We start from the raw sequence: 15,100 nt of genomic DNA on the forward strand, positions 1-15,100 counted from the left end.
GACCGAATCCGCGGGGAAGAGACAACGCTCCACCCTGCTCTCTCACGCTTGGCCGAGGACATCACCGCGGCTCACCCCGAGCGATTCACCTCGACCGGCGTCGATGCAGTGCTGGGCGACGCCTCGATCGCCCAACCGATTCCCACACTCCACACGGCAGGAACCTGGACCCTGTGCGAGGTCTCAACAACCCTCGACGAAGTGGCCCCCGAGACCATCACCCCACCGAGCACGATCTCCCGCTCCCTCGACGGCGATTTCACCCACCTGCTTCCCGAGAAGCTGTCCTTCACCCAGATCGAACAGCTGCTCAACGATCCGCTCGGATGGACGCTCGAGCGTGCCATTGGGATCAGACGCGGCTTCTCCTCGGAGGTTCCGACCGGTAATCGCATGATCGGCACATTCGTCCACGCGATCGTCGAGGAACTCGTCAGCAGGGGAGCGGCAACGAACGGAACACTCCCAAGGACGCAGAACATCGCTGACACCTTCGACCGATTCGTTCCACGGTTCGCCTCCGAGCTGCTCCTGCCCGGACAGAAAGCCCGGCTGGGGACCATCCGCTCCACTGTGCTCGCCTCACTGACATCTCTGTTCACCCCACTGGCGAACCGCGGCATCACCCTCACCCGCGCCGAGGCCGACTTCACGCACACGTGGGAGCTCGCCGTCGGAGGAACGCCCAGGTCCGTCGAGTTGGGCGGGATGCGCGACCTCGAAGGATCGTTCGACGACGGGCGACCGGCGATCATCGACCTCAAATGGTCGAACTCAGGCAAGCGATATCGCACGATGATCGACGATGGTGAAGCCGTGCAGCTGAGCGTCTACTCGCGCACGGCCGAGGCCGACGGCGACGGGAAGCCACTGTCGGCCTACTTCCTGCTCAAGCAGGGACGCTTCGTCTGCACCGACTCCGTTCTCGACCCGGACTTCACCGGAGGCTCCGATGCGGCCGACGACGACGAAACCGACCTCGGTGGAGACCCGGCAGGACTGTGGCCACGCATCGAGGCCTCCGTCGAAGACGCCCTGACGAAGATCGCCACGGGCAACTTCGAATCACTGAGCGCCGACGTCTACGCTGACTTCGGCATCAGGCCAAGGGAGAAGAACACGGACCTCAACAACGCGATCAAGGATTTCAAAGAAGCTGCAGACGCACAGGGGCGACTCTTCATCGACAAACCGCAGACCTTCAGCCCCTTCAACATCATCTTTGGCATCGCGGGAGACCACTCATGAGCGTCCACGTCATCACCGCCTCCGCCGGCTCCGGCAAGACCTACCGCCTCACCGAAGTCCTCTCTCAGCGCCTGACCGAGACTCCCGCCGACGGCACCCGACCACTGCAGGCCAGCGAGGTCATCGCGACTACCTTCACCGTCCGCGCCGCAGCCGACCTCGTTGAGAAGACACAGAAGCGACTCCTCGACGACGGGAACACCACCGCGGCCGAGGAGATCGGCACCGCCCTCATCGGGACTATCAACTCGGTCTCCGGTCGGCTCGTCACCGACTACGCGATCGATGCCGGGTATTCCCCCGAACTGCGCGTGCTCGACGAGACCGAGCAGGCCGCGGTCTTCACCGCAGCCGTCGACGATGTCATCGCGAACGCCGAGGCGACCCACCGGGATCTGCTGCTGCGCACCGGACACAACGGCAACGCAGACGACGCGAACCCGTTCGGCCACGGACCGGTCGTCTGGTCCGATCTCGTCAAATCAGTGGCCGAGACCGCCCGGGCGAACCACCTCGGCGAAGCACAGCTGCGCGAGTCCGCGGACGCTTCGGTGCGGCTCTTCCTCTCCGCGCTGCCGGAGAGCCGACCCGATGGACGACAATCGTGGAGGGACTGCCTCGCGAGCGATACCGATGAGCTCCGCGCGGCACTGCGCATCGCCCAAGGCGACGAGCTCGAGCCGACCGTGCAACCACGGGCGACGGTGGCCAAGCGCAGCGTCGGCAACGTCGAAGGCAGCATCATCACCCTCGACCGGTTCCTCCGTGACCTCGATGCCCGTGCCGAGGAGGCCGATCCCTTCGCCAGCATCCCCTGGTCCACGTGGACAAAGATCGCCGAGATGAAGTACCCGAAGGCACCGGGAGGAAAGGACCCGGGCACGGTGCCCAAACAACTCCTCGAAGCATCGAGCGCTGCACTCGTAGCCGGCGAGCTGTTGGCCAACGAAGCCTTTCACACAGATGTTGAGGCCCTCATTCGTCTCATCATCGACACCGCGATCGAATCGCTCGACGCCTATGAGGAGCACAAGAACCGGTTGGGCGTCATGGACTTCGTCGACCAGGAAGTGCGAGCAGTCGACCTATTGCGGACGAACGACCGTGTCCGCCGGTCCATCGCCTCGAAATATGGGCTGCTTGCCGTCGATGAGTTCCAGGACTCCTCGCCGATCCAGCTGGCGATCTTCATGGAATTGGCTGAACTCGTTGACGAAGTCGTGTGGGTCGGCGACCGCAAGCAGGCGATCTACGGGTTCCGCGGAGCCGACCCAGAGTTGATGAACGACGTGTTCTCCGCCCTCATCAACGGTCAGACCGAGCTGGGGACGGCGACGACGGAGAACCTCGGCGCGTCCTGGCGGTCAACGGATCTAGCATTGGATCTGTCGAATGTGATCTTCAGCTCGGTCTTCGCCGACCAGCCAGAGGACGAAGTCTCCCTCCGCATTCCACCGCAGCGCCAGGCACAGCGCGCGATCGGCAGTCGCGAACTCTGGGTGCCGAACACGGACAGAGGCGGAGCCCGAAGTTCGGACACGAGGATGGTGGGCACGATCGTCGAAGGTGTGGCCGACTTCATCTCCCGCTTACCACAGCTGCCGGATCGAGACGCCGGTGCCGGTGACATCGCGGTCCTCGTACGCACGAACACTCAGGTCGCGAAAGTCGTCGCCGAGCTCCATACGCGCGGAATCCCCGCCATCGGTTCGACCACGAATCTGCTCTCTACTCGGGAAGGGCAGATCGTCGCCGCCGGCCTAGCCGCAGTCGTCGACCTCAAGGACACCGTGGCGCTAACCGAACTCGTCACACTCTTAAGCGACCACGAACACCACGAATCCTGGTTCGACGACGCGGTTCGCATCACCGATAAGGACCAGCGTCGAGAGAAACCGGCGACATGGTGGTCGGATCCCGCGCTCGCCTCCTTGCGTGAGCTGGCAATACAGGCCTCTCAGCACACTTCGGTCGAACTGCTGCTTGCCGTGATCGACGCCCTCGATCTGCCGCAGCGGATCAAAGCGTGGTCGGCCCCGGAGACGAGGTTGTCCACTCTCGACGCGCTCTGCCAGATCGCTGCGGAGTATGAGGACGCCTCCCACCAGACTCGGATGCCGATCACACCGGCCGGACTGCTTGCTCACCTCACTGAGGCGGCCGGGGCATTCGAGCAGACAACGGCTCATGACGCCGTGCTGGTGACGACGATGCATCAGTCGAAGGGTCTGCAGTGGCCGGTCGTGATCGTCGGAGTCTCTGCCGATAAGGACTACGGCCACCGCGAGGTCACAGTGGAGAAGGCTTCGGCCTTCGACGCCCGACATCCGCTGGCAAACCGTTCTCTCCGGTTGCTGCCGAAGATCCTCAGCATCTTCGGGCCGCTGAAGGAACGTTTGGGCCGGACTGACACAGTGCGTCGCAGCACCGAGTCCGAACGCAATGAGGCAGCCCGATTGCTCTACGTTGCTCTCACCCGAGCCCAATGCCACAGCATCATGGCCTTCGGTGATCCCACGGGAAAGAACAACGTACTCAACGCGGCAGTCGAAGAGGAACTGCTCACCTGGGATCTGCCGGAGATCGGTGAAGACTCTGCACCCAGCGTCGACGAGGCGGGGGAGGCGCGGATCAAGAACCGCCGAGCCAAAGAAGGTGAAAGCGTACCGATGCAGACCCGTCTGCCGATCCGGATCGGCGCCTACCCTCTGTCTTCCGAGATGTCGCCGGAAGCGCAATCGCCACAGCGGTCCTTCTATGCTCACACCGATATCCCAATGCATCGGCTGACGAAGGAGACGACCGGACTCCCTGCTCGTTTCACCGCCAGCAGCGTCAGTTCGGAAGGAATCGACGCTGAGGTGAGCGTTGTCGCGAATCTGGGAGAGCCTCTCGTCGACAAGGGTGGCAAGGACTGGGCCCTTGTCGGCGATGCCGTACATGCTTACCTCGGTCTGCCGCTGTCGTCTTTGACTGAGGAGACGGCGAAAGACGCTGCCGAACGGATTCTCCAACGGTGGAACGCCGGTGCGGTGCTTTCGGCAGAGATGTTGGTCGAGATCGGTCGTCGTTGGACCCAGTGGATCGACGTGACGTTGCCCGGCGCCGAGGTGCTCACCGAACAGCCGATCGTCTGGCGCAACGAGGCCGGTCAGGTGATGGAGGGATGGATCGACACTGTGCTGAAGCCGCCGAACGGCGAGCACGTCCTCGTCGATCACAAGACCTATCCCGGCGCTGACCCGATCGGGCATATTCGTAAGACTTTTCTGGGGCAGTTAGCAACGTATAGGCGAGCTGTTGAGCCTTTCCGCGGACGACCAGTTCGCACGTTCGTACATCTGCCACTCGTGGGCCTCATAGCGGAGTTTGGTACATCGGTAACGATTACGCCGGGGGTATGAAGAATTCTCTGTTTTGACCTTGAGCGCCGTCCACAGAATGTCACGATACCCGACGTTGTAGAGTGCCATGAGACGACGGAGTCGACGTCACGCCAGTAGAGCGTCCCATCCTCCTGCAACAGGGCAATATAGGGATTGTTCCTGAGGCCCGCCTGGAAAGATATTATTTATCGGGCTTCTTGTGTGGGAAATGGTTTCCGGTAGCTGCCGTGGACAGTTTCCTAAACGGCTGCCAGCGCGATGTCACAGTGAATCTCGACATTAGTCGAACAGAATGATCTGCCGGATCGAGCGGCCCTCGGCCAACGAATCCATGGCCTCGTTGATCTGGTCAAGCGGCTTCGTGGACGACACCAATTCGCTGACAGGTAGCTTTCCTCCTCTCCAAAGTTGCACGTATCGGGGGACGTCGCGTGCGGGCAACGCCGACCCGAGATAAGAACCGATGACGGTGCGTGCCTCGCTGGTAAGCAGAAGTGGGTGAATGGTTGATTCTGCAGTGGGAGATGGTAACCCTACTGTCACGGTGGTGCCGCCCGGCGCAGTCGCGCGGAATGCGGTCTCGAATGCTCGTGCATTGCCGGCCGCTTCGATGACGATGGGAGCAGTCACTTGGTGTTCCTCAACCTCACTGGGAGTGTAAGTTGCAACGGCGCCCAGTCGTCGAGCCGTATCCAGCTTGTCGGGATTAGCATCGATGCCGATGACCTTCCCTGTGTCCAAGCTGAGGGCAGTGATCAGCGCTGCCATACCTACCCCGCCCAGCCCCACGACCATGATGTCTTGGCCCGGCTGTGGTCTGCCTGCATTGATGACAGCGCCGCCACCAGTGAGCACCGCGCACCCTAGGGGTGCGGCGACCTCAGGCGGAACATCGGAATCGATTTTGACGACCGAGGCCTGATTGACGACTGCATGGTCGGCAAAGACCGAGACTCCCAAATGGTGGAAGAGTGGGGTGGAATCAGCAGCTTCCCCATGAACTTCATGCAGGCGGCAAAGTTCAGCAATTCCGGTCTCAGCTCTCGGCAAGTCTGCGTCGGCCGGTTGATCGAAGTCCGGCAGGTAGCCAGCGTTGTTGCTGGCGGTGCCGCGCTCACACGGAAGCTTCCCATCGGTCCGACAATTGACGCAGTCGCCGCATCGCGGGAGAAACACTGTGACGACGTGATCGCCGATGTCCAAACCCGTGACGTAGTCACCGACCTGCTCGACTGTCCCGGTGCCTTCGTGCCCGAGAAGCATCGGCAGCGGGCGAGGGCGATTTCCATCAACAACGGAGAGATCAGAATGGCAGACTCCCGCAGCAGTCAGTTTGATAAGTACCTCACCTGGTCCTGGGGGATCCAGCTCGAGGTCGACAACTTCCAACGGTTTGGACCGGGTGTATGGTCGGGGAGAATTCATCGTTCGGAGTACGGCCCCACGAATCCTCATGAAATGTTCTGACCTTTCATCTCTTCAACTCTGCTATCAGAGGGTGAATTCTTCGACTTGCCGTTCATCGAGCAGAGGAATGATCTGTTCCTTGCCGATCGATTGAAAATGCTCGGACTCGCGGTGGACGGCAAACGCTTCCGCCGTTTCATATCGTTCCACGATGAGAATTTCGCCCTCGTTCCCACCAGGGGCATAGAACTCGTATCCAAGGTTCCCCGATTCAGTCAGGCTGGCATCCTTCAGGTCGACGAGTAAGTCCAGAACGCGCTGCTCGTTGCCTTCGACGGGAAAGTAGTGCGCGAGAACCAAATGTCCTGTCTTTCGAGAGTCGTCAGGCTCGATAAAGTTTGTCATTGCTTATCCTTCGTTTCTAATCAGCAGAGGCTGGGAGAGTTCTCTGCTGAATCCTGCTGTGAAATATCGACCCAGTCAGATATGACTGAGGCTCTCACCCGATCTTCTGAAGATTCCACAGCTCGGTCTGACTGGTGGTGACTGCCATTGCTCCCAGCCGGAGCGCGGAAGTGATATCGTCTTCCGAATTTACAAAGCCAGAGGCGATGAACGGCCCGAGAACGTGGAAGAACTCGGGGGAGAGATAGGGCAGAACCGGCCAAGGCATCAGCTGAATGAAGTGTGCGCGGCTCGACTTGGCGGTAGCTGCGGCTCTTCGCAGGTTCGAACGGTCGGTGACGAACACCTTTTGAACTGCCAGGAATCCGAGGTCCACTGCCCGGCTGACCGCATTGGTGTGTGTTGTAATTATGCCGGGGACTCTAATGCCTTGGAGATACTCGAGTCCATCGGAGTTGGCTGTCAGGCCTGGCACGGAATCGATGTTGAGCAAGGGCAAAGTCTTGACCTTGCTCAGACGATCGAAGATCGTGCCCACACGGGCCAACGGGAGATTGGCGACGAAGCTGAATCGGGTTGGTTGAGCTTCGAAATGATCCAGATCGTCTTCACCGAACAAAGTACCGATGACGGGATTGTCCCGCAACGTCTGTTCCAGTGACATCATTTCTCCTTCGTCGGCCCGCGTAGCACAGACCCATTGTTATGTGAGTGGTTCAGAGCCCAAGTTTGCCCGGATTGAGGATGGACTTCGGGTCGAAGCTGCGTTTGAGACTCTCCAACGCCGTGAACCCAGTTCCCAACGAGTCTGCCACGTATGGGGAGCGGAGCAGTCCACAACCGTGATGGTGGCTGATGGTCGCATTCTCTTCGATCAGCACGGTGTTGACTGCCTGCCAAACCTTGTCGTACCAAGCTTGTCGTTCGTCGACTTCGACCGTGCCTCGGAGAGAGAAGTACAGGCATGCTCCGTCAACATACGCATGGGACTGGTGAGCTGATCCTGCATTCGTACCGGGGACCTCGTTGATCGCGGCCACCACTCGATCGTAGATGCGAGATAAGGCTGACCACGGTGCGACCATTTCTAGAGTGTCGGCCACGAAGCCCGAGCTGCGTTTGAATCCTTCTGCCGACTTGCCGGTGAGATAACGAGTATCCAGCCATCGTTCCAAGATCGCATTCTCGTCGAGCGGCACGCCATTCTGGCAGACCTCAGCAACGACGCTCATGCCGGCATCGACCATGACAGGATTGCCTTCATCAGCGATGAGCAGCACATTGGTTTCGCCATGATCGAATTGCACCCCGGACTCAAGCTCGTCGTAGAGGCGAAGCACCGCGGGGTTGGCCCCGTTCTGCATTATCTGTCGGCATGCTTCGAGGCCCTCGGCGAAACTGGCGAATCCGAAGGCTAGTGCCTTTGTGTAGTCCGGGAGACTGTGCACGCGAAGGCTGACCGAGGTAATGACACCCAGGGTGCCTTCCGAACCGACGAAGACCTGTGTGAGGTCAGGTCCGACTGCTGCTCTGGGGCTTCCTCCGGTTGTGACGAGGGTGCCATCTGCCAGGATGACGTCCAATCCGACGACCATGTCTTCGATCTTGCCGTAGCGAGTTGACAGCTGTCCTGCGCCTCGACAGGCTACCCAGCCGCCGACCGTTGAAATGCCGAACGATGACGGCCAGTTTCCTGCCGTGAAGCCTCTGGCCTGCAGCCATTCCTCGAAGACATCGCCGAAGATCCCCGGCTCGACAGTGACGATCTGGCTCTCCTCATCGAAGTCGAGCACTCTGTCGAGACCGAGCACATCGAGCACGACTCCGCCGGACTTAGGAAGTGCCGCGCCGGTGACATTTGAGCGAGCAGCGGAGGTCGTGACAGGAATTTCGGCTGCAGAACACGCCGCAACTACTGCTTGCACAGCGTCAACGGTCGAGACTTCGACGATCACTGTATCCGGGTACTGCCCTCGATGATCAGTCTCAGCGATCATCGTGCCGGCCCACCAGTCGCGCACACCGTCGGTGACCTCAATAGGGTCAGACACTACCTTCTCGACACCCGCGATCGCTTCAAGCGACGCAGCGAATCCGTCTGGCAATGTGACACCACCGGAGAACCGGGGCTCGTGAGCCTCGGGAACACCGTCTTGTGCGAATTTCGGCACGGTGTGGGCGCCCACGGTATAGTCACCGCGGTTGTACTTGCGCTTCAAGGCTTCCTTGCTGAGCATCAGACTTTCTCCTTCTCGTTGCTGTAGGTGTTCAACGCGTCTTTTTCTTTGGCGATTTCATCAAAATATTCATTCAGTTGAGCATCAGCCGTGGGCCTGTCGATGGCTCCTTCTGCGACGAGCAGCTCGGCCACGGTCGGTGCGGCTGCTGCCGCCGCGTCGCGAGCATGAAGCCGTGCCCGAATCCTGCGATCCAAAACGTCCGAAATGGTTGCGGCCATCTCGCGTCGAATGGAATACACGGCCTCGCCCGTGAGATATGGGAGGCCTTCAACAAGTGGCTTGTCGGCTCCTGGCTCGTGCTCGATGATGTCGGCGACGAAGTGACTCTCATTGCCGTATCGTTCGCTCAGATGCGCAACCAGTCCGCCGGTCGCCGTAGTCGACTGGGCATCGTATCCTGCGCTGCCCAACAATGGCTGCTTGGCCGTCGCACATCGAGTCTTGACCCCAAGCACAGTGGACACAGCGTCGATCGTCTGTTCGGCCATGTGCCGCGAAGTCGTGAGTTTACCTCCGACGACGGTCACGAGGCCATCCGAATCCACACGGATCTCATGGTTGCGTTTGACATCGACCGTCTTACCTCCCGGTGCGGCTGTCAGCGGCCGAGTTCCGGCGATGGAACCGACAACATCGTGTTCATCGAGGTCGGTATTGAGGGCAGTTCGTGTTCCTTCGATGAGGAAGTCTCGTTCGTCTGCCGTGCAGTAGACCTCGTCGAGGCTGCCCTGGTAGTCGTCGTCGGTCGTTCCCAGCAGTGCAACGTCCCCCCAGCGAGTGATCGTGGCGCGTCGGGCGCGGCCAGGTACAGGAATCGTTACCGTACAATCATTGCGGATTTTGGACCACGGCACGGCGATATGGACGCCCTTGGCCGGTCGGATCGGTGGAACACCGGCATCCGGGAGCGCGCCGTGCCAGTCTCGCAACCACGACCCGGTAGCCATGACGACACATTTGGCGCGGATACTTAATGAGATGCCTTCGTCAGTCTCTGCCTCGACGCCAGAGACCTTGCCGCCATGTCGTCGAACATCGGTGACTTTGACATGGTTGGCTACAGTTGCACCGAAATAGGCGGCTGTGCGTGCGATGGTCAGAGTCAGTCGAGCATCGTCCACACGGGCGTCGTAGTACATGAAACCGTATTTGAGCCGTTCGGTCTTGAACGTGGAGCAGTGGGAAAGTACCTCGTTGGGTGCGAGCTTCTTGTGTAGGACGCCTTCTCTCCAGCCGCCTGCCAGATCGTACGTCCACAGAAGTGCTTCGAAACCGGCTGCCAGCCGAGGATCGAAGACTCCGTTCTCGCTGAGAACAGGGAAGAGGAACGGAAGTCGCTGAACCAGATGCGGAGCATTCTTGCGCAGACGTTGGCGCTCCAGAAGCGAATGTTTGACGAGAGGGAGATTTCCCTGTTCGATGTAACGCAGACCGCCGTGGACCATCTTCGACGACTTGGATGACGTTCCAGAGGCGAAATCATCTTTCTCAAGCAGAGCAACTTTCAACCCCCGTTGAGCTGCGTCGAGAGCGGCGTAGCTGCCGGTAATTCCACCACCCACGATGACCAGGTCGTAGGCGGTCGAGTCGAGTTCTGACAGCATTTCCTTGCGCGAGAATCCTTGTGGGTTTTCCAAGACCATCTTGGCTCGTGCTGTGTTGATCTTTCTGCCCGGAAGGGAAACCATCCGAGTCTCCTTACTCTTGCTGATGTATTACAGGTGGGTAGGGCCGCGCTGGCTAGATAGTAAAGTCCTAAGCGGGTGCGGATTGTTGGAATTTCGAGGGACTGGCCTCGTCGAGAGCTCTCTGTTCGGCAAGAACAGCACCCCGCCAGATGCTTGTGTATTCGGCGGCCAACGAATCGGAGAGCTTCGGTTCAAACACCTCGGGTCGTCCCATCGTCAGAGCTGCCTGATCCAAGGAATCCCAAAAGAGATTGACCCCGGCTAAGTATGAAGCTCCACGCACGGTGGCCTTATCCGTATTCGGGTATCTGAGCATTGACACTCCTGTCAGGTCGGCTTGCATCTGCAAGAGGGGATCCGACTGCGACAGGCCTCCGCCGACGAAGATCTGGTGGGGCCGAACTCCGGCTGCTGTGGCATTGGCATCGACGCTTTGGGCGACGCACTGGGCAATCCCCTCAAGCATTCCCACCGCAATCTGTTCGCGGGTGGTTGCCAAGCTCATCCCGGTGATGGACGCTCGAACGCGAGTGTCGATGACAGGAAGCCGTATTCCCGTCAATGCCGGAACGAATCGCGGCACGGCCTCTGACCAAAGGGTTTGCCGGCTCGCGAAGTCGGATATTTCAGCAGGGTCGGAGAACATTTTCAACTGTCGACACAACCACCCGAGTGCGGAGCCTGTTGCTGAAGTGAAGTTTTCGACGGCGTGGACGGTTTGTCCGCTATGCCAACCGATTGTGCCAGTGACCGCATCGGGAATATCGGTCCCTAAGATCATCCGCCCACTGAGAATCTGATCGACGAAACTTCCGGTTCCGTGTATACAGGTTGACTGGTGTGGCTCGAAGCACCCTAGGCCGAGAATTGCCCCGTGCTGGTCTCCGATCAGAGCGCGGATCGGGAGTTCTATACCGAGGATGCTGGGGTCGAGCACCGCCAAGTCATGACCTCCGTCGTCACAAATCGACGCCAGTAGTTCCTGAGGGAGTCCCAGCTCGGTGATCCATTCGAAGAGATACGAACCCGAGTCCAGGTCATATCCGCCGCAGGCAGCCACATTCGTCGGCGAGGTGATGTGACTTCGACCGCCGGTGAGATTCCAAGCCAGCCAGGTATCAACAGTTCCGAACATCAACGTGCCGCGGTCGTACGCCGCCGCAATTTCGGGTTCTATCGCGAGGCGTTCGGCAGCCCAGAGGTAGGGAGAACGAACGCCGGCCGGGCGTCCGGTTTTCTCACGCAACTTCGTGTCCCAGAGGCCGGACAGCTGTCCTAGGCGCTCTGAGTGCCGAGTGTCCTGCCAGACCATGCCTTTCCCGAACGGCCGGCCGGTGGCTGTATCCCACAGACTGGCTGTTGCTCGCTGAGTGGCGATCGCGACTGCTACCGGAGTGATTCCGAGTTCCCCTGAACGCTCGTAAGCCTCGCGAAGGACTTCAAGAGTCGCATTCCACAACTGCTCAAAAGATTGCTCGACTATGCCGGGGTTAGGGTTGTCCGTCTCTAGCTGACGGTAGGAGAGGAACGGAATGTCTCCGGCCTCCGTGACGATGGCCGCACGTGTACCGGTCGTACCTTCGTCGATAGCGAGGATTCCGCGTAGTTTCGGCTTGCTTGCCAAGATCTGACCTAACTCTCGAACCTGGCCTGAGGTGCATACCCCAGGCCAGGGGACAACGGTAAATGCTTCTTTGGGAACGATGGTCGAACTCTGAAGCCCTACACGAACTGCGGGGCGTCAGACTCTTCATCGACGTGTACCTCGGCTCGGGTCGGTTCCCAAGTGATGACGGAGCACACAATAAAGGCTGCGAGGGGGAAGACCGCGACGATCAAGAATGTCGGCCCCAGCCCGAATGCCTCTTGGAGCAGAGGGAAGATCAACAATCCCAGCGCGGCGCCGAATGAACCGATGGCACCGATGAAGCCGTTGGCTGTTGCGCGGATCTCTGATCGGAACGACAGAGACGACAGGCTCTTACCGTTGGCAGCTGGGCCAATGGAATGGCACAGAATGAACAGCGAAGGAAGTGCGAAGCCCAGCCAAAGGGGCAGACTGTCGTAGGCAAATCCGAAGATGATCAAGACGATGAAGACGACGAGGAAGCCCCACTTCGAAGCAATTCGTTGCCCGATCTTCGCTGACAGCCAGGCCGAGGCGAATCCGCCGATGATGCCGAAGATGTTGAACACCAGTGTGCCGACCGTGTTGAAGATGAAGTCGGAGCCGAAAAGAGCAACGGCGATGATCGGAAGATACCAACCTACTCCGAAATACTGAATCGATTGAACGAGCTGAACCGTGGCCGCGAGGACCGTTCGCGGAAGGTATTTGCCGCGGAAGATCAATTTCAGGTTCTTCAGCCCCCGGTTGGCGGTCGGTGGGCCCTGCAGCTCCCCGATGGGGGACTCTTCGGCGACGAAGTGCTGTCCGTAGATCTTCGACATCGACTGTGCGGCTCCCGCCAAACGATTCTTGCGAGCCTGCCACGTCGGTGATTCGACGAGATAGCAGGATTGCAGAATGAGTAGGACCAGCGCGACAACACCGCAGGTACCCAGCAGGTATCGCCAGATCGAGTCGCCGGTTCCCATCTGGAAGAAGACGATGGCGAGGATCAGGTTCAAAGAAACTGCGGTGTACCAGATCCCCTGCCATGTGTTGAGGCGTGCCGAGAACTTCCTCGGGGTAAATTCGGCGAGCATCGCCATGGCAATCGCGAAGTCGATTCCATATGCCATCCCGACGAACACTCGTCCGAGAGCGACTTGGAAAACTCCGGCCGCTGTGCAGGCCAGCACCGCTCCGAGGACTGCCAGGGCTTTTGCTGCAATGAGAGGCGGGACTCGGCCGATGCGGTCCGCGATGGCGCCTCCGATTGGGTTGAAGAGAAGAGCTACCCACGACGACAATGAAGTGAGCATTGCGACCTGTCCGGCGCTCAGGCTCAGGTCATCCGTCATCGGATCAAGTCCTGCGCTCATCGCCACGTTGGCAAGTGCTTCGAGGAACAGGCCGCCCAGCAGCAACCACCAAATAATACTAGCCCGTCCACGGATACCGGGGCGTGCGTCAATGAACTCGGCAACATCGCCGACTCCGCGAATCTTTACTTCCATGAGTGACCTCCTTGTCGGACCTCCAGCTGGGTCGGACAAGGACAGTGGAAATAGAAAAGGACAGAATCCGACCCAAAGAGTAGGAGGTCTAAGATTCTTGCCCTACAAGAACTGACAGTAGCCCAGAATTTCTGAGGTGTAAACCACACGAGTTGACTCGTTGAAAACCTTCGCTAACTCACGATCGTTGCCTCATAACAAAACCTCCGGAAACCCTGAGTCGTTGACTCAGTGAAGAACCTTCGTCTACGGAGTGGCAGCACAGCTCGGGCATCGATCAGGAGTACGCCTGATTTTCATGGAGCTGACAATGCGCGAACGCCAAGCAGTGACCCGGAAGAAAGCCCTCACCTACGCACACGCCAACCGGGCGGAGAAGTCCCGAATCCTGGACGAACTCGTCGATCTCACCGGATGGCATCGCGACTACGCCCGCGCCGCTTTGAAGAACGCGCTGACGCCCACGATCGTCAAACCCCGACCCGGTCGTGCACCGATCTACACCCCCGATCTGATGCCAGCCCTCATCACCTGCTGGGCAGTGCTACGAGCACCGGCAGGACGCCTGCTGGCTTCGATGCTGCCGGTCCTGGTGCCGATGCTTCGTCGCGATAAGGAACTCGACATCACCGATGACCAGGCAGACCTCCTCATGGCGATGAGCCCGGCCACGATCGACCGGAAACTCGCCCCAGAACGTAAGAAGATGCTGCCCAGAGGACGGTCCCACACGAAACCAGGATGAAGTCCCAGATTCCGATCCGAACGTGGGCCGAGTGGGACGACGCCGTCCCGGGATTCGTCGAGATCGACCTCGTCGGTCACGAAGGTGGAAACGCGGCCGGCGAGTACTGCTTCACGCTGACCGTGACTGACATCAGCACCGGGTGGACGGTGAATCGGTCGGTGAAGAACAAGGCCGCGAAATGGGTATTCGAGGCTCTGGAACACGTAATCAGCGTGTTCCCGTTTCCGATCATCGGCATCGATTCCGATAACGGGTCGGAGTTCATCAACGAACATCTCCTGGCCTACTGCATCGAGCATCAGATCACGTTCACCCGGTCGAGGTCGGGCAACAAGAACGATGGTTCACATGTCGAGCAGAAGAACTGGGCCAGAGTCAGAGAACTCGTCGGGTACCTGCGCTATGACACTCCTGCCGAGCTAGAGCTGTTGAACCAGATTTGGGAGCTCGACCGAGTCTTCACGAACTATCTGCTGCCCCAGCAGAAGCTGGTGTCGAAGACGCGGCGGGGGGGCCCTATGTTTTAAGTCAAGGGGTAGCGCCCAGATTCTTCAAGAATATTTGGTAAGACTCGAAGGGTAGGGGTGATCGGTCCGGGGTCTTTCTCCCAGACTGATCAGGTACTTCGCTACAGAACGGTTCAGGCCGCAGTCACCTGCTCGGGTGCGTGGAAATAGGCACCATCACGCAACATCGCGTACAGCACGTTGCAGCGCCTTCTGGCTAATGCAATCAGTGCTTGGTTGTGTTTCTTATGCTCGGCACGTTTCTTGTCGTAATACGCCCTCGACAACGGGTCCTTCAACGCCGCGAACGCGGACAAGAACAACGCTCGTTTGAGGATCTTGTTGCCCC

11 protein-coding genes and 1 pseudogene are annotated in these 15,100 nt (G+C 59.4%); 4 read left to right on the forward strand and 8 right to left on the reverse strand.

Annotated elements, in window-relative coordinates; translation table 11 throughout:
• Positions 1-48 precede the first annotated feature (48 nt).
• On the forward strand, positions 49-1,248 hold the full coding sequence (locus FHG09_RS14505) for a PD-(D/E)XK nuclease family protein (protein ID WP_193627392.1): 1,200 nt from the start codon (positions 49-51) through the stop codon (positions 1,246-1,248).
• Positions 1,245-4,652, forward strand: coding sequence for a UvrD-helicase domain-containing protein (locus FHG09_RS14510; protein ID WP_152348343.1), 3,408 nt, complete (start codon positions 1,245-1,247; stop codon positions 4,650-4,652). The genes FHG09_RS14505 and FHG09_RS14510 overlap by 4 nt, the downstream gene beginning before the upstream one ends.
• A gap of 261 nt (positions 4,653-4,913) precedes the next feature.
• Here the strand turns inward: FHG09_RS14510 and FHG09_RS14515 are convergent, their stop codons facing one another.
• The 7 genes from FHG09_RS14515 to FHG09_RS14545 form a co-directional block, all read right to left on the reverse strand.
• Positions 4,914-6,089, reverse strand: coding sequence for an alcohol dehydrogenase catalytic domain-containing protein (locus FHG09_RS14515; protein WP_152348344.1), 1,176 nt, complete (start codon positions 6,087-6,089; stop codon positions 4,914-4,916).
• Positions 6,090-6,125: 36 nt separating this feature from the next.
• Entirely contained in the window at positions 6,126-6,446 is a 321-nt protein-coding gene (locus tag FHG09_RS14520; protein WP_152348345.1) for a putative quinol monooxygenase, read from the reverse strand.
• A gap of 94 nt (positions 6,447-6,540) precedes the next feature.
• Complete coding sequence (locus FHG09_RS14525) at positions 6,541-7,113, reverse strand: glycerol-3-phosphate responsive antiterminator (protein ID WP_152348346.1); 573 nt, start codon at positions 7,111-7,113, stop codon at positions 6,541-6,543.
• Between the two features lie 49 nt (positions 7,114-7,162).
• A complete protein-coding gene (locus tag FHG09_RS14530) occupies positions 7,163-8,683 on the reverse strand; it encodes an FAD-binding oxidoreductase (protein ID WP_152348347.1) in 1,521 nt (506 codons plus the stop codon).
• A complete protein-coding gene (locus tag FHG09_RS14535) occupies positions 8,683-10,374 on the reverse strand; it encodes a glycerol-3-phosphate dehydrogenase/oxidase (RefSeq protein WP_152348348.1) in 1,692 nt (563 codons plus the stop codon). The genes FHG09_RS14530 and FHG09_RS14535 overlap by 1 nt, the downstream gene beginning before the upstream one ends.
• 67 nt (positions 10,375-10,441) lie before the next feature.
• Positions 10,442-11,998 carry an FGGY family carbohydrate kinase gene (locus tag FHG09_RS14540; RefSeq protein ID WP_152348349.1) on the reverse strand — a complete coding sequence of 519 codons (1,557 nt, stop codon included), beginning with the start codon at positions 11,996-11,998 and terminating at the stop codon, positions 10,442-10,444.
• A gap of 98 nt (positions 11,999-12,096) precedes the next feature.
• Positions 12,097-13,497 (reverse strand): MFS transporter, encoded by a 1,401-nt coding sequence (locus tag FHG09_RS14545; protein WP_152348350.1) that lies wholly within the window; start codon positions 13,495-13,497, stop codon positions 12,097-12,099.
• A 310-nt stretch (positions 13,498-13,807) separates the two neighbouring features.
• Here FHG09_RS14545 and FHG09_RS20075 point away from each other — a divergent pair, with 310 nt between their 5' ends.
• Together FHG09_RS20075 and FHG09_RS20080 are read left to right on the forward strand one after the other, a co-directional pair.
• A complete protein-coding gene (locus tag FHG09_RS20075; RefSeq protein ID WP_227492787.1) occupies positions 13,808-14,242 on the forward strand; it encodes a hypothetical protein in 435 nt (144 codons plus the stop codon).
• A complete protein-coding gene (locus FHG09_RS20080; protein ID WP_227492788.1) occupies positions 14,239-14,772 on the forward strand; it encodes an integrase catalytic domain-containing protein in 534 nt (177 codons plus the stop codon). Before FHG09_RS20075 ends, FHG09_RS20080 begins: the two co-directional genes overlap by 4 nt.
• A gap of 113 nt (positions 14,773-14,885) precedes the next feature.
• On the opposite strand, the pseudogene FHG09_RS14555 reads toward FHG09_RS20080, so the two are convergent.
• Positions 14,886-15,100: pseudogene (locus FHG09_RS14555) on the reverse strand (IS110 family transposase); the annotation flags it as partial.

The sequence above is a fragment of the Brevibacterium sp. CFH 10365 genome (assembly GCF_009299785.1).
GTDB lineage: Bacteria > Actinomycetota > Actinomycetes > Actinomycetales > Brevibacteriaceae > Brevibacterium > Brevibacterium limosum.